This is a genomic window from Sphingomonas sp. AAP5 (genome assembly GCF_004354345.1).
GTDB classification, from domain to species: Bacteria; Pseudomonadota; Alphaproteobacteria; order Sphingomonadales; family Sphingomonadaceae; genus Sphingomonas; species Sphingomonas glacialis.
Map to the genome: position 1 here is coordinate 166,087 of NZ_CP037913.1, position 17,603 is coordinate 183,689.

Genomic DNA, 17,603 nt, shown 5'->3' on the forward strand with positions numbered 1-17,603 from the left:
TCAATCAGCAGCCGTTGCGACGGTTCTGCGCAGCGTCGTGACGCTTGTCGAGATGCTTGCCGAGGAGCGCACCGCCGACGCCGCCGGCAACCGTGCCGAGCACGCCGCCGCCGAGCGCGTTACCAGCGAGCGCACCACCGGCACCGCCGACGAGCAGGCCGGTCGTGCCCGACGAACGGCGGCACGAATAATGGCGGTTCGACTTGCCGTAATAGCGATGCTTGCGCGCTTCGGCCTTGTCGGTGGGGAGGGCCATCGTTGCCGGAATGACGAGCGAAGCGGCGGCGAGCGAGAGGAAGAGGTGACGCATGATGGTATAATCCCTTTTTGACCCTATTCGGGTGCGTAACGTTCCGTCGCGGCGAGGGTTGCATCGCCGAGCGAACAATCTCGTCTTGGCGATCATTTGATTAACCTTTGTTGAGCAATATGGCGGGTGAAATGAGCAAGGGTGCAATGGGCAAGGCAAGGCAACGTGCATGAACGATGCCATACTCAACGGGCCGCAGAGCGACATCATTCCATACGCGGCCATGCCGACGATGGTGAAAACCGGCCTGTGGGCGTGCGACCTTGCAACGGAAACGCTGACGTGGAGCGAAGGCGTCTACGATCTGTTCGGTTTCCCACGTGGCAGCGTGCTCCATCGCGCCAAGGCGGCGGCATGCTACACACCTGAATCGCGCATCGCGCTCGAATGCCTGCGCATGGCTGCGATCCGCGACAAGACCGGCTTCATGCTCGACGCCGAGATCGAGATCGACGGCAAGCGACGTTGGGTGCGGATCGTCGCGCAAGTCGAATGCGTCGACGGCAAGGCCGGGCGGCTGGTCGGCTCGAAGAGCGACGTGACGCACGAGAAGCGGGTGGGGCTTCATTCGGGCTTCTGATTTCTAACTTGGGTTGCGTCTGGGCGACGCGGAACATATATCGAACGTATGGCCCAGCTCGACGTCCAGCAGAAACTCGCGATCCTTGCCGACGCCGCCAAATACGATGCGTCGTGCGCCTCTTCGGGATCGGTGAAACGAACGTCGCGCGACGGCAAGGGGATCGGCTCGACCGATCAGGGGATGGGCATCTGCCACGCCTATGCGCCCGATGGCCGCTGCATCTCGCTGCTCAAGATCCTGCTGACCAACAGCTGCATCTTCGACTGCCATTATTGCATCAACCGCAAGAGCTCGAACGTGCGGCGCGCGCGCTTCACTGCGGAGGAGGTCGTGCGGCTGACGCTGTCCTTTTACCGGCGCAATTATATCGAGGGACTGTTCCTGTCGTCGGGGATCATCGGATCGTCGAACTATACCATGGAGCAGATGGTCGAGGTCGCGCGCAGCTTGCGCGAGGATCATGATTTCCGCGGCTACATTCATTTGAAGACGATCCCCGACGCCGATCCCGAACTCGTCCATCAGGCCGGGCTCCACGCCGATCGCCTCTCGATCAATGTCGAGCTGCCGACCGTCGCGGGACTGACGCGGCTCGCACCCGAAAAGTCGGCGGCGCGGATCGAGGGCGCAATGGGCGACACCAAGACCGCGATCCTCGACACGAGCGACGCCAAGAAGCGCTTCAAGTCGGCGCCGCGCTTCGCGCCCGCCGGGCAATCGACGCAGATGATCGTCGGGGCGGATGCGGCGACCGACGGCGACATCGTCACCAAGGCGTCGACGCTGTACGATCGCTTCGGCCTGCGCCGCGTCTATTATTCGGCGTTCAGCCCGATCCCCGATGCGAGCGCGGTGCTCCCGCTCCAGCGCCCCCCGCTGATGCGCGAACATCGGCTGTACCAGTCGGACTGGTTGATGCGCTTTTACGACTACACGCCCGCCGACGTCGTCGCCGCCGCCGACGCGACGACGGGGATGCTGCCGCTCGACATCGACCCAAAGCTCGCCTGGGCGCTCAAGTTTCGCGGGTCGTTCCCGGTCGACGTCAACCGCGCGCCGCGCGAGGCGTTGCTGCGCGTTCCCGGGCTGGGGGTGAAGGCGGTGACCGCGATCCTGGCGGCGCGACGCTGGCGGCGGCTGCATCTCGCCGATGTCGCCCGGCTGACGGTGTCGGTCGCGAAGGTGCGGCCGTTCCTGATCGCCGAGGACTGGCGGCCGGTGGCGCTGAGCGATCGCGCCGAATTGCGACCGGTGGTTGCACCCAAGACCGAGCAATTGGAGTTGTTCGCGGCATAAGGGGAGCTTGATGCGCGCGATTACTCTTGCCGAACCCGATGATTTCGACGGCTGGCGCGATGCCGCGCGCAGTCTCGCCGCCGCGGGCGTGCCGCCCGAGGACGTCGTCTGGCAGGGCGCGGGCAACCCGACCGACCTGTTCGCGGCGACCGCCGACACGACGGTGCCGACCGGCCCGGCCTTTGCGGTGCCGCGCGCGTTTATCGATCTGGCGAAGAAGGCCGTGCTCCACCGCGATCCCGAGCGTTTCGCGTTGCTCTACACGTTGCTCGCGCGGATCCGCGTGCAGCCTGGCGCGATCGAGGATCATGCCGATCCGCTGCTCCGGCGGCTCGAACATCTCGCGCAGGAAGTGCGCAAGGACATCCACAAGATGCGCGCCTTCCTGCGCTTCCGCGAGGTCGACGAGGATGGCGTCGCGCGTTTCGTCGCCTGGTTCGAGCCCGAACATCATATCGTGCGCGCCAATGCCGGGTTTTTCCTCGATCGCTTTTCGAGCATGCGCTGGTCGATCCTGACGCCCGAGCTGTCGCTGCATTGGGACGGCGAGACGCTCGCCGAAGGCCCCGGTGCCGCCAAGAGCGACGCGCCCGAGGGCGACCCGATCGAGGAAGTGTGGAAGACCTATTACGCCTCGATTTTCAACCCGGCGCGCTTGAAGATCGGCATGATGCTGAAGGAAATGCCGCGCAAATATTGGAAGAACATGCCCGAGACCGCGTTGGTGCCCGGCCTCATCGCGGGCGCGCAGGCGCGCGAGAGCGGGATGATGTCGACGGCGCAGACGAAGCGCGACATCGGCGACAATATCGACGCGGCGTGGGCGGCTCTGCGGGGTGAAGCGGCGGGGTGCACGCGCTGTTCGCTCTACGGGCCGGCAACGCAGACGGTGTTCGGCGAAGGGCCGGTCGATGCCAGCCTGATGTTCGTCGGCGAGCAGCCCGGCGACCAGGAGGATCTGGCGGGCAAGCCGTTCGTCGGGCCGGCGGGGCAGGTGTTCGATCGCGCGCTCGCCGCGGCGGGGATCGAGCGCGCGGGCGTCTACGTCACCAACGCGGTCAAGCATTTCAAGTTCGAGCCGCGCGGCAAGCGCCGCATCCATGCCAAGCCCGATGCCGGCGAGATCGACGCGTGCCGCTGGTGGGTCGAGCAGGAGCAGTTGCTCGTCCGGCCGAAGGTCACGGTGGCGCTCGGCGCGACCGCGGCGCGCAGCCTGTTCGGGCGCGTCGTCACGATCGGCAAGGAGCGCGGGCGTGCGCTGACGCTGCCCGGTGGGGGCGAGGCGTGGATCACGGTGCATCCGAGCTATTTGCTGCGGATACCCGACCGCGCGCAGGCGGATGCGGAATATGCGCGCTTCGTCGAGGATCTGCAGCGGGTCGGGGAGCGGGTGGCGTAGCGTCGGCGTCGGCGCGTATACCACCGTTCGTGCTGAGCCTGTCGAAGCACCGGCGCGCGGTAAGGCCCTTCGACAGGCTCAGGGCGAACGGGGAGGGCGTGTCACAACAACGTCGCCTGCTCGGTCGCTTCCTCATTGTCGGTGATCCCCGACAGCGTCAGCCCGAGTAAGCGCACGCCGAGCGGCACCGGTAGCTGCGCATCGAGCAACGCACGTCCGCCCGCGACGAAGCTTGCGCGGTCGAACGCCCCGCGACTGAGCGAGCGCGCCCGCGTAATCGTGCGGAAATCCGAGAAGCGCAGCTTGAGCGTCACCGTCCGCCCGCGCACGCCGTGGCGCTCGATCCGCACCAGTGCCGCCTCGGCGACCCGGTCGAGCGCGGCGTGGAGATCGGCAGGGGACGCGATGTCGGTCTCGAAGGTGCGCTCGGCGCCGACCGACTTGGTCGCGCGGTTGCTGCGCACCGGGCGGTGGTCGATCCCGCGCGCCGCGCCGTAGAGATAGTCGGCATAGCTCCCGAAATGCGCGTGGAGGAAGGCGAGCGGTTGCTCGCGCAGATCGGCGCCGGTCTCGATCCCGAGCGCCGCCATCCGCGTCGCGGTGACCGGGCCGACGCCGTGGAAGCGCTTGACCGGCAGGCTCGCGACGAACGCCGCGCCGCGCGCCGGGGGAATGACGCAGATCCCGTCGGGCTTGTTCTGGTCCGAGGCGAGCTTGGCGATGAACTTGTTGTAGCTAACGCCCGCCGACGCGGTGAGCCCAGTCTCGGCCTTGATCCGCGCGCGGATCTGCTCGGCGATCGCCTTGGCCGAGCCGAGGGCGTGGCGGTCCTCGGTCACGTCGAGATACGCCTCGTCGAGCGAGAGCGGTTCGATCTGGTCGGTATAGTCGGCGAAGATCGCCCGGATCTGCTGCGAGATCGCGCCATAGACGTCGAAACGCGGCGGCACGAACACAAGGTGAGGACAGCGCCGGATCGCGGTGACCGAGGGCATCGCCGAGCGCACGCCGAAGGTCCGCGCCTCATAGCTCGCCGCCGCGACCACGCCGCGCGCGCGCGATCCGCCGACCGCGACGGGCTTGCCACGCAATGCCGGATCGTCGCGCTGCTCGACGGAGGCATAGAAGGCATCCATGTCGATATGGATGATCTTGCGCTGTGGGGGCGGGGGCGGGGGTGGGGCGCTGTCGGAGTCGGCCATGCTTCGCGTAACGCTACTCGCCGCAGGATAGGTGGGGAGCTTCTGTTGCTCGGTGCCCCCCGGACCGCCGGTATCCGCTTCTGTTGCCCGGTGCGGCCCGGACCGCGCTTTTAACTTAGTAACTTAGACCGTTAGGCCTTAGTGTTACGCAGCAATCGCGAGTGCATGGTTATCGTTTGCACTTGTGGTTATGAGCCTTGAACAGGTTACTCAGCCTGGGCAAAAACAGCGCCTTTCAATACACGTCGATCCTAGTTCGACCCCGTCATACCCCCTCTGGAGAGAGGGGGTGTGGTGGAGTCGCCGGGTACTGCCCCCGGGTCCGCTGCATCTATTCTACGCCGCACTTTATCACCATAGCCGGGCAAGCCCGGCACGAGCGATATAGGCATGTTACAGGCGCGTGAAAAGGGGCGTTGCAACATGATGAAAAGGCCCGGTTTGACACCTTCCGCCTTTCACTCGCCACAAATCGGGTGCATGGGTTAGTATATCATGTTGACGCAACGTTCCCGCTACGCACTCCGCGCGATGATGTTCCTGGCGCAAGCCCCCGCCGGAAGCCCCCCGATCCCGATGAACCGTATCGCCGCCGAGGCGAACGTGCCGCGCAAGTTCCTCGAGCTGATCCTCGCCGATCTGCGCGAGGCGGGGTTTCTCCACAGCCATCGCGGCAAGATGGGCGGGTACTGCCTGTCGCGCCCGCCGCACCTGATTTCGCTCGGCGAGATCATCCGCGTGATCGAGGGGCCGCTCGCGCTCGTGCCGTGCGTCAGCCGTACCGCCTACCGCTCGTGCAAGGACTGCAAGGACGAGGCGACCTGCGCGATCCGCCACGCGATGATGCGCGTGCGCGACGAGACCGCGCGGATTCTCGATGGGACCAGCCTTGCCGATGCGACTGCCGAGGAATTGGTCGCGGCCTGACGTGCTCCCCTCCCCTTCAGGGGAGGGGTTGGGGGTGGGGCCGAGTCTCACCGAGACCTGCCCGTGCTTAGACGTCCCCATCCCAACCCCTCCCCTGAAGGGGAGGGGCTATCCGCGTTTCACGGGCGCCTTTTCAGCTCGTCGCGAATCTCGCGCAGCAAGGTGACGTCAGTCGGCTCGACCGGCTCGGCAACGACTTCGGGCGCCTTGGGCATCAGCCGGTTCACCGCGCGGACGATCAGGAAAATGATGAAGGCGACGATCACGAAGTTCACCGCAGCGGTGATGAACGTCCCATAGCCCAACAGCGGCACGCCGGCCTTTTTCAGCGCGGCATAATCCGATGATCCGGCAAGCGCCGGCGGCACCTTGCCCAGCACGACGAAATAGCTTGAAAAGTCGAGTCCGCCGAAGATCTTGCCGATGACCGGCATGATCACGTCGTCGGTCAGCGAAGTCACGATCTTGCCGAACGCAGCGCCGATGATCACCGCGACGGCCAGATCGAGCACGTTCCCCCGCGCGATGAATGCCTTGAACTCCTTGAACATCGCGCGCCCCCTTCCGATTTCATTTCGCGAGGCCATCGTACCCGGCTATCATGGTGACGCAAGATCTGAAGGGATCCCTACGATATGAAGTACCGCACTCCGCTCGTTCTCCTCGGCGCCGTCACCTTGGCTGGCTGCGGGCTCAACAGCGTTCCGACCGCGGAAGAGAATGCCAAGGCCAAATGGGCCGATGTCGAGAACTATTACCAGCGCCGCGCCGACCTCATCCCCAACCTCGTCTCGACGGTGAAGGCCGCCGGCGCCCAAGAAAAGTCGATTCTGGTCGAAGTGACGCAGGCGCGCGCCTCGGCGTCGCAGGTCAAGGTGTCGGGCGCCGATCTCTCCGATCCGGCCAAGGTCGCCAGTTACGAGAAGGCGCAGGCCGGCGTGACGATGTCGCTGCAGCGGCTCCAGGAAGCCTATCCCGAGCTCAAGTCGCAGGGCAATTACGCAACGCTGATGACGCAGCTCGAAGGCACCGAGAACCGCATCTCGACCGCGCGCCACGATTATAACGACGCGGTGCAATCGTATAACACGACGATCCGCACCTTCCCCGACGCGATCGGCGCGAAGGTGTTCTACGGCGCGAAGCCGCTCGTCCCGTTCAAGGCGACGAGCACGGGCGCGGAAGAGGCGCCTGCGGTCAATTTCGGCAACACCAACTAAAGTAACCGGGCCGAAGGCCCTGAAGGCGATGTGATGCCGATGCGCCTGATTCAGGCCTTGCTTGCGACGTTGGTCGCGCTGCTGCTGGGGCTCGTTCCGGCAGCGGCGCAGACCTATCCGAAATTTACCGGATTGGTGGTCGATGCCGCCAACGTCCTGCCGCCAGCGACCGAGGCCGATCTAACCGCCAAGCTCGAGGCGTTGCAGAAGGACACCAAGCGGCAATTGGTCGTCGTCACGCTCCCCGATCTTCAGGGGCGCGAGCTGTCGGAATATGGCGTCGGGCTCGGGCGTGCCTGGGGCGTCGGGCTCAAGGACGTCGACAACGGCGCGATCCTGATGATCGCGCCGAACGAGCCCGCCGGGCATCGCGGGCCGCGGCTCGAAGTCGGCTATGGTCTCGAACCTTTCCTGACAGATGCTTTTTCGGGCGTGATGATCCGCGAGAAGATGCTGCCGCTGCTCAAGAAGCAGCCGAGCGACATTCCCGGCGCGATGGAGGCCGGCACCGATGCCGTCATCGCACAGCTGCGCGCATCGCCCGAGGAACAGAAGGCCAATCTCGACAAGGCTGCAGCGACGTTCGATGCGACGCACAAGCGCAGCACATCGCGCGGCGGCGGCATTCCGTTCGGGATGATCTTCTGGGGCCTCGTGATCGGGTTCGTCATCCTGTCGAGCCTGCGCCGGCGCGGCGGCGGGCGGCAGTATAATGACGGGATCGGCTCGGCGGTGTTGTGGGGCTCGGTGCTCAGCAGCCTCGGCGATTCGCGTCGCGATTCGGGCGGCGGTTGGGGCGGCGGCGGCGGCGGCGGTTCCGATGGGAGCTGGGGCGGCGGTGGCTTCACCGGCGGTGGCGGGGGATCCTTTGGGGGCGGTGGCGCCTCGGGAGACTGGTAATGCCGCGCACAGCGCATCTCACGGCGGCGGACCACGCAGTCGTGCTCGCGGCGGTCAAGGCTGCTGAGGCGGGGACCGACGGCGAGATCGTGACGATCGTCAGCGATCGCTCGGACGAGTATCGCGATGCGGCCCTGCACTATGCGGTGGCGGCGATGCTGCTCGTCGTCGCGCTGTTCACGATCGATCCGGCCGCGATCGAACGGTGGCTCGCAGGCTTTTCGGACGGGTGGGAATCGCCCGCCGATCCGCGGTTGCTGCTGTCGGCGCTGCTCGTGGTCGAGGCGATCGTGTTCCTGATCGTCCGCTATGCGCTCGGGCGGGTCGCGTGGCGGATCGAACTTGTGCCGAAGGCGACGCGCGCGCGGCGGGTGCGGCGTCGCGCGATCCAGTATTTCAAGGTCGGTGCCGAGCGGCGCACCACCGCGCGCGTCGGCATCCTGCTCTATCTGTCGCGCGATGAACGCATGGCCGAAATCGTCGCCGACGAAGCGATCCACCGCGCGGTCCCCGCCGAACGCTGGGGCGCGGCGATGGCGGCGCTGGTCGCGCACTCGCGCGACGGACGGCCCGCCGCCGGCATGGCAGCGGCGGTCGAGCAGATCGGCACGATCCTGTCCGAAACCTTCCCCAAGACCGCCGACGACCGCAACGAACTCCCCGATAGGCTGATCGAAGTATGACCGCAGAGACGGTGTGGGACGGCAAGTTCATCAAGGTCATCAAGGACGGAACCTGGGAATATGTCGCGCGCGCCCGCGGGATCGCCGCCGCGGTCATCCTCGCGATCGACGATGGCGCGGTGATCCTGGTCGAGCAATATCGCGTGCCGCTTGGGAAGCGCTGTCTGGAGTTGCCGGCCGGCCTTGTCGGCGATGAAACCGAAGGCGAAGGCATTCACACCTCTGCCGCGCGCGAGCTCGAGGAAGAAACCGGCTATGCCGCGGCGACGATCGAAACGATCGGCTTCTTCCATTCCTCGCCGGGGATGGTCTCGGAGGGCTTTACCCTCGTGCGCGCCACCGGGTTGACGCAGGTGAGTGCCGGCGGCGGGGTCGAGGGCGAAAACATCACCGTCCACCGCGTCCCGCTCGGCGAGATCGCGGCGTTCGTCGCCGCAAAGCGCGCCGAGGGCGTGGCGATCGACGTCAAGATGCTACTACTGCTCAGCGGCGGAATTCTGGCTGGCTGAATCGGCAAGGGGCAAACCGCCCCCGACCAACCCTCGCCGTCAGCGGAAGTTGTCGGCGTAGCTTTGCAGCTTGAGCGTCCGCGTCGGCGCGGCGACGACGGTGAAGGCCAGACCTTCGCGCTCGGCATAGGCGATCGCGGCTTCCTGCGTCGGGAAGCTCAGCCGCACCTGGTCGCGCGTGTCGCCTGAGCCGGCCCAGCCGGTCAGCGGGTCGGCTTGCTTGGCCTCGGCAGGGGCGAAATCGAGCACCCAGCTGGTGGTGCGGGCACGGCCCGACGACATGGCGTTCTTGGGGCGCTGATAGATTCGGGCGATCGACATGGCGTCTCCTTATCGTGCTTCTTGGCGCCGCGCATCTGCGTTTTTCGTGCGCAGCGTTGCAGAGGCGGCGGCGGGGTCGTCGGGCCAGGGGTGGCGCGGGTAACGGCCGCGCATTTCCTTTGCGACCGCCGACCAGCTCCCCGCCCAGAAGCCCGGCAGATCGCGCGTCGTCTGGATCGGCCGGCCGCCGGGCGAGGTAAGGCTGAGCACCAGCGCCACGCGCCCGCCCGCGATCATCGGATGCGTCGCGAGCCCGAACAGCGTTTGTGGGCGCAGCTCGACGCGCGGGCCACCTTCGGCATCGTACTCGATCGGGTGGGTCGACCCGGCGGGGCTGGTGAAGTGCGTCGGGGCGAGGCGCTCGATCGTTTTCAGCGCGTCCCAGCCGATCAGGGTGCGCAGCGCTTCGGTCAGTGCGCCCGGGTCGATCGCGTCGAGCCGGCGCTTGCCCGTAAGCGACGGGACGAGCCATTCGTCGGCGCGCGCGAGCAACGCCGCGTCGTCGAGCGCGAGTTCGGCGCCGCCATGCTCCTGCGCAAAGGCGGCGCGGTGGCGCAGCGCGAGCGCGGCGTCGCTCCACGGCAGCCGCGCGAGCCCGGTCGCGTGGACTCCTTCGAGCAGGGCTGCGGCGATGGCATCGGGGTCGGCGTTCGAATCGGCGCCGCTCGACAGCCGCAGCGCGCCGAGCCGGCGTTCGCGCAACGCCCGGATGCCGCCGGTCGCGGGGTCGAAGACGACGGTACGATGCGTCGCGATGCGCTCGCCGAACAGCGTCTCGATCGTCGCGAGGTCGATCGCGGCGGCCGAGAGGATGCGCGCGCCCGACGCCATGCCTTGCGTCTCGGCGACGGCGAGCCACTCTTCGCGGGCGAGACTGCTGGTCGGATCGAGCTTGAACCCGCGTCCGCCGACCGAAGCCCAGGTTTCGCCCGAGCTGTCGCGGCGGCGCGCAATGCGATCGGGGAAGGCGAGCGCGATAGCGATGGCTTCTTGTCCCCCTCCCGCTTGCGGGAGGGGATTGGCGGGTGGGGGCGCGCTATCGCCGTTCGCGCCGGTTGAAGGCGCGCGCCCACCCCCAGCCCCTCCTGCAAGCGGGAGGGGAGCGAGCCCGCTCCACCGTTTCGCCAATTTCCTCCCGGCCTCCGCCCGTGGCCCGCGCTCGCTGCGCCAGCGGCGGCGGCGCGTTTCGAGATCGACGTCATTGCCGCCGAGCCCGAGCTCGCCGAGCAGCACCGCGACCTCGGCCGCGACGTCGGCCAGACCAAGCTCCCCCGCTCGCACCAGCATATGGCCGAGCCGCGGCGCGAGCGGCAGCCGCGCGATCGCATGGCCATGCGGCGTCGGGCGTCCATCCGCATCGAGCGCGTCGAGCGCCGCGAGCCGCGCGCGCGCCTCCTGCACCGCGGCCTCGGGCGGCGGATCGAGCCAGCGCAACTGCCGCGGATCGGCGACGCCCCACAGCGCGCAGTCGAGCGTCAGCGCCGACAGATCGGCCTCGAGGATCTCGGGCGGATCGAAGCGCGGCAGCCCGGCGGTCGCGGCTTCCTCCCACAGCCGATACGCCACCCCCGGCGTCTGGCGCGCGGCGCGGCCCGCACGTTGCGTGACGGCGGCCTGGCTCGCGCGTTCGGTGACGAGCCGCGTCATCCCCGCGGCACGATCGTAGCGCGGGCGCCGCGCGAGGCCTGAATCGACCACCACCGCGATCCCGTCGAGCGTCAGGCTGGTCTCGGCGATCGATGTCGCGAGCACGACCTTGCGGCGCCCCGCGGCGTTGGGCGCGATCGCGGCGCGCTGCGCTGCCGGATCGAGGCTGCCGTGGAGCTTGTGGAGCACGATCCCCTCGCCGAGCCCGTCGAGCCGTTCGGCGGTGCGCTCGATCTCGGCGACGCCCGGCAGGAAGGCGAGGACTCCGCCCTTCTCCTCGCGCAACGCGAGCCGCACCGCGCCCGCGACCGAATCCTCGATCCGCGCCTCGGCCGCGCGGCCGAGATGGCGCAGCGTGAGCGGGTGCATCCGCCCCGCGCTCTCGATCACCGGCGCGCCCTCCATCAGCCCCGAGAAGCGCGCGCCGTCGAGCGTCGCCGACATCGCGACGAGCCGCAGATCGGGGCGCAGCCCGGCCTGCGCATCGAGCGCGAGCGCGAGCCCGAAATCGCTGTCGAGGCTGCGCTCATGGACTTCGTCGAACAGCACCGCCGAGACGCCCGCCAGTTCGGGATCGTTCTGAATGCGCGCGACGAAGATGCCCTCGGTCACGACCGTCACGCGGGTCGCCGCGGAGCGCTTCGAATCCATCCGCGTGGCATAGCCGAAGGTCTGGCCGACGGGCTGGCCGGCGGTCGCCGCCATGCGCTCGGCGGCGGCGCGCGCGGCGAGACGGCGTGGCGAGAGCAGCAGGATCTCGCCGCTGCACCACGCTTCACCAAGCAAAGCGGGCGCGACGGCGGTGGTCTTGCCCGCGCCCGGCGGCGCGACGAGGACGGCGTTGCTCGCGTCGCGCAGCCGCGCGAGCAGATCGGGCAGGACGGCGTGGATCGGCAGCGTCATGCCAAACACCGCAGATGGGGAAGGGGGAGGGTGGTCACGATACGCAGCGCCTTGCCCGATCGCGCGCCACGGGGACAGCGCGATATCGTGCGATCGATCGACGCATGGCGAGGGAACTGCGGCGGCATTCCCAACGTCCTAGTATATCCCGCAATCGCGATGCTAGGCGGGCGTCCAGAGTTTCGGAGATCGTCGTGGCCGGCCATTCGCATCATCATCACGGGCATTCGCATGGCGCAGGCCATAGCCATGCCGGGCACGACCACGGTCCGCCCGCCGCGGGCCACGACCGGGCGTTTGCGATCGGCATCACGCTCAACCTCGGCTTCATCGTCGCCGAAGTCGTGTTCGGGCTGATCGCGGGGTCGGTCGCGCTGCTCGCCGATGCCGGGCACAATCTGTCCGACGTGCTCGGGCTCGGCGCGGCCTGGGCGGCGATCGCGCTCGGGCGGCGCGCGGCGTCGAAGCGCTTCACCTATGGGCTCAAGGGCTCGACGATCCTCGCGGCCTTGCTCAACGCGCTGCTGCTGCTCGTCGCGCTCGGCGCGATCGTGCTCGAGGCGGTGCAGCGGATCGCGACGCCCGCGCCGGTCGACGGGCCGACCGTCGCCTGGGTCGCGGGCGCGGGGATCGTCGTGAACGGGGTGACCGCGTTGCTGTTCATGCGCGGCCGCAAGGACGATCTCAACATCCGCGGCGCCTATCTCCACATGTTGAGCGATGCGATGGTGTCGGCGGGGGTCGTCGTGTCGGGGCTGGTGATCTGGCTCTCGGGGGCGACCTGGATCGATCCGATCGTCAGCATCGTCATCGCGGTGCTGATCTTCCTGCAGACCTGGGGCTTGCTCCGCGAATCGGTCGAGATGGCGCTGGCGGCGGTGCCGCGCAGCATCGATTCGGACGCGGTGTGGGAGGAATTGCGCGAGCTGCCGGGCGTCGCGCGCGTGCATCACGTCCATATCTGGCCGATGAGCACGACCGAGACCGTGCTGACCGCGCATCTCGTCATGCCCGGCGGGCATCCGGGCGACGCCTTCCTCGACCGCGCGCGGACGATGCTCAAGGCGCATTTCGGGATCGGCCATGCGACGTTGCAAGTCGAACTCGACGGGGCCGACGCGACCGAGCCGAAGCTCGGCTGCTAACCGCCGGGGGCGGCGTCGCGCGTCAGTGCTTGAACATCGCCACCACGGCGTCGAACAGCGTCGCGCCGGCGAGCGGGCCGACCAAGAGCATCACGAGATTGAAACCGATGATCCAGGCGGTGATCGACTCGGCGCGTTTGTTCTGCCGTGGCGCGGGCTTTGGCGCCGGGGGCTCGGGTGGGCTCCACTGGTTCTGGAAATCGACGAACATACTCGATCCTCTTGTTGCGATCGCCCGCTCAACGTCCAACCGCGCCGCCACTATGCGCCTTTCCGTGGCATTGGAAAGATCGAAAGGCCGACCGGGCGCGCGGCTTAGTAGGCGCGCGCGATCGCGAATTCGACGGCTTCGACCATTGCGTCCTTGGCCTTGCCGTTGGCGAAGATCGCCAGCGCATCGATCGCGCGCTGGCCGTAATGGCGCGCCCGTGCGAGCGTGTCGTCGACCGCGCGCGTCGCCCGAACGAGCTCGATCGCACGCTCGAAATCCGCGTCGCTGTTGCGATGCCCTTCGATCGCCGCCTTCCAGAACACGCGATCCTCCGGGTTGCCGCGCGCATAAGCGAGGATCACCGGAAGCGTCGCCTTGCCTTCGCGGAAGTCGTCGCCGGCATCCTTGCCCATCGTGCCCGCGTCGGAGACATAGTCGATCGCATCGTCGACCAGCTGGAACGCGATGCCGAGGTTGCGCCCGTACGAATCGAGCGCGAGCTCTTCGGCCTCGGGGCGCTCGGCGACGACCGCCGAGACGCGGCAGGCCGCGGCGAACAAAGCGGCGGTCTTCGCGCCGATAATGTCGAGATAGCGCTCCTCGGGCGTGTCGATCCGACGCGCGGCGGTGAGCTGGTTGACCTCGCCCTCGGCGATGATCGCGCTCGCGCCCGCCAGGATGCCGAGCACTTTCAGCGATCCGTCCTCGACCATCAGCTCGAACGAACGGCTGAACAGGAAATCGCCGACGAGCACGCTCGCCGGGTTGCCCCAGATGAGGTTGGCGGTGCGCTTCCCGCGGCGCAGATCGGATCCGTCGACGACATCGTCGTGGAGCAGCGTGGCGGTGTGGATGAACTCGACCGCGGCGGCGAGGCGGTGATGCCGCGTGCCCGAATAGCTCAGCAGCCGTGCGCTCGCGAGCGTCAGCATCGGGCGCATCCGCTTGCCGCCGCCGGCGATCAAATGCCCGGCGAGTTCGGGGATCAGCGGAATCTCGGACTGCATCCGCGACAGGATCACGGCATTGACCATGTTCATGTCGCCGGTGACGAGTTGCACCATCGGCTCCAGCGAGGGCTGGGCGCGGCTCGGATCGAGGCGGAGAAGGGTGGCGCTCATGTGGCGTGCGATGTGGCCGCGCGCGCGCCCAAAGGCAAGCGTTTCCCGGCTTGCATGGGCCCTCCCGTGCCCGCAATAGGGCGAGGACATCAGATGGGGAGCAATCGGTGGCCGACGAGACGCTGAACGGATACCGCCAGAGCATCGACAATATCGATGCGGCGCTGGTCTTTCTGCTCGCCGAGCGCTTCAAGACGACGCAAGCGGTCGGGCGCTACAAGGCGTCCGCTGGGTTGCCGCCCGCCGATCCGGGGCGTGAGGAATCGCAGATCGCGCGGCTGCGCGGGCTCGCCAAGCAAGCCGATCTCGACCCCGATTTCAGCGAGAAGTTCCTGCGCTTCATCATCGACGAAGTGATCCGCCATCACGAGCGCGTGCGCGACGCCGGATAACCCGCTGCGCGCCGGGCTGGCGGGATGCGTCTTGCCGCACGGGCGAAACCGCTTATCGTCGCGCCGGACCCGAAGCATGGGTGGGGATGGTGAGAATGGCGACGATCTTGGCGAGCGATGTGGGGCCGGACGTGCCGGTGACGCCGAGCCGCAAGGACATCCAGCTCATCATCACCGCCTCGTCGCTCGGCACGATCTTCGAATGGTATGATTTCTTCATCTACGGCACGCTTGCTGCCTCGGGGATCATCGGGCGGACCTTCTTTCCCGCGCAAAGCGAGCTGCTCCAGACGCTCTACGCCTGGGCGGGGTTCGCGGTCGGGTTCGGCTTTCGCCCGCTCGGTGCGATCCTGTTCGGCTTTCTCGGCGACAAGCTCGGGCGCAAATATACCTTCCTCGTCACGATCACGCTGATGGGCCTCGCCACCGCCGGAGTCGGCCTGGTGCCGAGCGCGGCGACGATCGGGCTCGCCGCACCGTTCGTCGTGATCGGACTGCGAATCCTGCAGGGGCTCGCGCTCGGCGGTGAATATGGCGGCGCGGCGATCTATGTCGCCGAGCATTCGCCACCCGGGCGGAGCGGCTATTTCACGAGCTTCATTCAAGCGAGTGTGGCTGGCGGATTCATCCTCAGCCTCGCCGTCGTGTTGCTCGCCAAGGCGCTGATGCCGGCAGGAATGTGGGACGCATGGGGCTGGCGGGTGCCGTTCGTCTTCTCGCTCGTGCTGCTCGGCGTGTCGCTGTGGATGCGGCTCAAACTGTCCGAGAGCCCGGTATTCAAACAAATGAAGGCGGCGGGCGAGACCGCGAAGAACCCGTTCACCGAAAGCTTCACCTATCCCGGCAACCTCAAGCGGCTGTTCGTCGCGCTGTTCGGCATCGCCGCCGGGCTGACGGTGATCTGGTACACCGCGATGTTCACCGTGCTGTCGTTCCTGCAAGGCACGATGCGCGTCCAGGAAACCGCCGCGCAGTTGATCGTCGGGTTCGGCGCGCTTGGCGGGCTTGGGTTCTTCGTGCTGTTCGGCTGGCTGTCGGACCGAGTCGGGCGCAAGACGCCGATCGTGATCGGCTATGCGCTGACGCTCGTGCTGCTCTTTCCGATCTTCTGGGTGATGGGCAGCGCCGCCAACCCCGAACTCGCGCATGCCGCCAAGCGCGCGCCCGTCGTCGTGTCGGGGCCCGCGTGCCAATACGACCTGTTCCCGGCCAAGCCGACCGAATGCCGCCGCTTGCTCGACTATCTGTCGAAAAAGGGCGTGCCGTACACCAAGGCGCACACCCCGGTGACGCTGGTGCTGATCGGCGGCGTGGGCGTCGACGATCTGAGCGATGCCGGGCTCGATGCCGCGCTCGCGAACGGCGGGTACGATCTGCGCCCGGTCGTGCCGTCGCCGGGCAATATCGTGCTGATCCTGCTCGCGATCCTTGCGCTCAGCGCGCTCGCCGGGATCACCTATGGCCCGGTCGCCGCCTTGCTGTCCGAGATGTTCCCGCCGCGGATCCGCTACAGCTCGATGTCGATCCCCTATCATTTCGGCACCGGCTATTTCGGCGGCTTCCTGCCGCTGATCAGCCAGGTGATCGTCGCGCGCACGGGCAATCCCTATGCCGGGCTGTGGTACACGATCGCGGTGGTGGCGATGGCGCTGGTCGTCACGCTCTATGGCCTCGAGGAAAGCAAGCCGGGCCGCGCGAGCGCCGACTGAACGCCGGGCTGGCGCGTGCCTGCCGCGGCGGCTAACCGCTCTGGCATGACCGATGCTCCGCTCCGCCTCCGCCTCGACACCGCCGCGCTCGTCACGAACTGGCGCGCGCTCGACGCGCTGAGCGGCGCGGCGGCGTGCGGCGCGGCGATCAAGGCCGATGGCTATGGCCTCGGCGCAGCGGGTGTCGCCGAGCGCCTGGCGGGCGCGGGATGCCGCGATTTCTTCGTCGCGAGCTGGGGCGAGGCCGAGCGCCTTGCCGGGCTCGGCTTCGACATCGCCGTGCTGCACGGCGTGCGCGCCGAGGACATGGCGGCCGCCACGAGCGGTATCGCGCGCCCGGTGCTCAATACTGCGGCGCACGTCGCGCGCTGGCGCGAGAGTGGCGGCGGGCGGTGCGACGTGATGGTCGATACCGGCATGAACCGGCTCGGCGTATCGATCGCCGAGGTCGCAAGCGGGCTGCTCGATGGCCTGGCGATCGACACGCTGATGAGCCATCTCGCCTGCGCCGACGAGGACAGCGCGATGAACGCGCGGCAGGCAGCGGCGTTGCGCGGGCTCGGCGGGCGCACCGCCGCACGGCGGCTGAGCCTCGCCAATTCGGCGGGAATCGCGCTTGGCGCCGACTATGCCTTCGACCTCACGCGACCCGGGCTTGCGCTCTACGGTGGCGTACCGCGCGGCGAACTGGCGGGCGTGGTCGGGCAAGTCGTGACCCCCGAAGCGCAGATCCTCCAGCGCCGTACCCTCCAGGCGGGCGATTCGATCGGCTATAATGCGCAGTTCACGGCCGCGGCCCCGCTCGAGGTGGCGATCCTCAACATCGGCTATGCCGACGGCTATTGGCGCGGGTTCAGCAATGCCGGCGCCGCGCACGTCGGTGCTGCCGCGCTGCCGGTGATCGGCCGCGTGTCGATGGACTTGACGGCGATCTCGGTCGCGGCGGCGCCGGAGCTCGGCGAGGGCGATTGGGTCGCGCTCGACTATGCGTTGCCGGCGGCAGCGGCCGCCGCGGGCATGTCGCAATATGAATTGCTGACAGGGTTGGGGCGGCGGTTCGAAAGGCGCTGGACCGCATAAAAAAAGGGGCCGCGAAAGCGACCCCTTTTCCTCAGGTTGGATGTG

The 17,603-nt window shown here is 67.8% G+C and carries 19 protein-coding genes and 1 other RNA gene; 12 read left to right on the plus strand and 8 right to left on the minus strand.

From position 1 onward, the window contains the following. Positions 1 to 4: 4 nt before the first annotated feature. The gene (locus E2E30_RS00710; RefSeq protein WP_133186307.1) at positions 5 to 310 is read right to left on the minus strand and encodes a hypothetical protein; all 306 of its coding nucleotides are present in this window, start codon (positions 308 to 310) and stop codon (positions 5 to 7) included. Between the two features lie 169 nt (positions 311 to 479). Here E2E30_RS00710 and E2E30_RS00715 point away from each other — a divergent pair, with 169 nt between their 5' ends. Genes E2E30_RS00715 through E2E30_RS00725 form a run of 3 tightly spaced genes read left to right on the plus strand, consistent with a single transcriptional unit; the run spans position 480 to position 3,588 of the window. Next, positions 480 to 890: a hypothetical protein gene (locus tag E2E30_RS00715; protein WP_240698999.1), complete on the plus strand. Its 411-nt coding sequence runs from the start codon at positions 480 to 482 to the stop codon at positions 888 to 890. Positions 891 to 938: 48 nt separating this feature from the next. Then, positions 939 to 2,189 carry a putative DNA modification/repair radical SAM protein gene (locus E2E30_RS00720; protein ID WP_133186309.1) on the plus strand — a complete coding sequence of 417 codons (1,251 nt, stop codon included), beginning with the start codon at positions 939 to 941 and terminating at the stop codon, positions 2,187 to 2,189. A 10-nt stretch (positions 2,190 to 2,199) separates the two neighbouring features. Beyond that, positions 2,200 to 3,588, plus strand: coding sequence for a UdgX family uracil-DNA binding protein (locus tag E2E30_RS00725; RefSeq protein ID WP_133186311.1), 1,389 nt, complete (start codon positions 2,200 to 2,202; stop codon positions 3,586 to 3,588). A 101-nt stretch (positions 3,589 to 3,689) separates the two neighbouring features. On the opposite strand, the gene dinB is transcribed toward E2E30_RS00725, so the two are convergent. Next, a complete protein-coding gene (gene dinB, locus E2E30_RS00730) occupies positions 3,690 to 4,790 on the minus strand; it encodes a DNA polymerase IV (RefSeq protein WP_133186313.1) in 1,101 nt (366 codons plus the stop codon). Between the two features lie 69 nt (positions 4,791 to 4,859). Next, positions 4,860 to 5,204, minus strand: a transfer-messenger RNA (tmRNA) gene (ssrA, locus tag E2E30_RS00735). A gap of 81 nt (positions 5,205 to 5,285) precedes the next feature. Here ssrA and E2E30_RS00740 point away from each other — a divergent pair. Next, on the plus strand, positions 5,286 to 5,717 hold the full coding sequence (locus E2E30_RS00740) for an RrF2 family transcriptional regulator (RefSeq protein ID WP_133186315.1): 432 nt from the start codon (positions 5,286 to 5,288) through the stop codon (positions 5,715 to 5,717). A gap of 119 nt (positions 5,718 to 5,836) precedes the next feature. On the opposite strand, the gene mscL is transcribed toward E2E30_RS00740, so the two are convergent. Beyond that, a complete protein-coding gene (gene mscL, locus E2E30_RS00745; RefSeq protein ID WP_133186317.1) occupies positions 5,837 to 6,268 on the minus strand; it encodes a large conductance mechanosensitive channel protein MscL in 432 nt (143 codons plus the stop codon). A gap of 84 nt (positions 6,269 to 6,352) precedes the next feature. On the opposite strand from mscL, the gene E2E30_RS00750 reads away from it, so the two are divergent. Genes E2E30_RS00750 through E2E30_RS00765 form a run of 4 tightly spaced genes read left to right on the plus strand, consistent with a single transcriptional unit; the run spans position 6,353 to position 9,029 of the window. Then, positions 6,353 to 6,937, plus strand: a complete 585-nt coding sequence (locus E2E30_RS00750; protein ID WP_133186319.1) for a LemA family protein — start codon at positions 6,353 to 6,355, stop codon at positions 6,935 to 6,937. Between the two features lie 33 nt (positions 6,938 to 6,970). Further along, the gene (locus E2E30_RS00755; RefSeq protein ID WP_133186321.1) at positions 6,971 to 7,837 is read left to right on the plus strand and encodes a TPM domain-containing protein; all 867 of its coding nucleotides are present in this window, start codon (positions 6,971 to 6,973) and stop codon (positions 7,835 to 7,837) included. Continuing rightward, the gene (locus E2E30_RS00760; RefSeq protein ID WP_133186323.1) at positions 7,837 to 8,520 is read left to right on the plus strand and encodes a TPM domain-containing protein; all 684 of its coding nucleotides are present in this window, start codon (positions 7,837 to 7,839) and stop codon (positions 8,518 to 8,520) included. Before E2E30_RS00755 ends, E2E30_RS00760 begins: the two co-directional genes overlap by 1 nt. Continuing rightward, positions 8,517 to 9,029 carry an NUDIX hydrolase gene (locus tag E2E30_RS00765; RefSeq protein WP_133186325.1) on the plus strand — a complete coding sequence of 171 codons (513 nt, stop codon included), beginning with the start codon at positions 8,517 to 8,519 and terminating at the stop codon, positions 9,027 to 9,029. The genes E2E30_RS00760 and E2E30_RS00765 overlap by 4 nt, the downstream gene beginning before the upstream one ends. Positions 9,030 to 9,068: 39 nt before the next feature. On the opposite strand, the gene E2E30_RS00770 is transcribed toward E2E30_RS00765, so the two are convergent. Together E2E30_RS00770 and hrpB are read right to left on the minus strand one after the other, a co-directional pair. After that, positions 9,069 to 9,350, minus strand: a complete 282-nt coding sequence (locus tag E2E30_RS00770) for an ETC complex I subunit (RefSeq protein WP_133186327.1) — start codon at positions 9,348 to 9,350, stop codon at positions 9,069 to 9,071. A 9-nt stretch (positions 9,351 to 9,359) separates the two neighbouring features. Next, entirely contained in the window at positions 9,360 to 11,900 is a 2,541-nt protein-coding gene (gene hrpB / locus E2E30_RS00775) for an ATP-dependent helicase HrpB (protein WP_133186329.1), read from the minus strand. 194 nt (positions 11,901 to 12,094) lie between these two features. Between hrpB and E2E30_RS00780 the strand changes: the two genes are divergently transcribed. Further along, a complete protein-coding gene (locus E2E30_RS00780) occupies positions 12,095 to 13,045 on the plus strand; it encodes a cation diffusion facilitator family transporter (RefSeq protein WP_133186331.1) in 951 nt (316 codons plus the stop codon). Positions 13,046 to 13,067: 22 nt separating this feature from the next. On the opposite strand, the gene E2E30_RS00785 is transcribed toward E2E30_RS00780, so the two are convergent. After that, positions 13,068 to 13,256 carry a hypothetical protein gene (locus tag E2E30_RS00785; RefSeq protein WP_133186333.1) on the minus strand — a complete coding sequence of 63 codons (189 nt, stop codon included), beginning with the start codon at positions 13,254 to 13,256 and terminating at the stop codon, positions 13,068 to 13,070. Between the two features lie 104 nt (positions 13,257 to 13,360). After that, entirely contained in the window at positions 13,361 to 14,377 is a 1,017-nt protein-coding gene (locus E2E30_RS00790; protein WP_133186335.1) for a polyprenyl synthetase family protein, read from the minus strand. A gap of 107 nt (positions 14,378 to 14,484) precedes the next feature. On the opposite strand from E2E30_RS00790, the gene E2E30_RS00795 reads away from it, so the two are divergent. From E2E30_RS00795 to E2E30_RS00805, 3 genes are all read left to right on the plus strand, one after another. Further along, a complete protein-coding gene (locus tag E2E30_RS00795; RefSeq protein ID WP_133186337.1) occupies positions 14,485 to 14,769 on the plus strand; it encodes a chorismate mutase in 285 nt (94 codons plus the stop codon). Between the two features lie 95 nt (positions 14,770 to 14,864). Further along, the gene (locus E2E30_RS00800; RefSeq protein ID WP_133186339.1) at positions 14,865 to 16,478 is read left to right on the plus strand and encodes an MFS transporter; all 1,614 of its coding nucleotides are present in this window, start codon (positions 14,865 to 14,867) and stop codon (positions 16,476 to 16,478) included. Between the two features lie 45 nt (positions 16,479 to 16,523). Continuing rightward, complete coding sequence (locus tag E2E30_RS00805; RefSeq protein ID WP_133186341.1) at positions 16,524 to 17,558, plus strand: alanine racemase; 1,035 nt, start codon at positions 16,524 to 16,526, stop codon at positions 17,556 to 17,558. Positions 17,559 to 17,603: the final 45 nt, after the last annotated feature.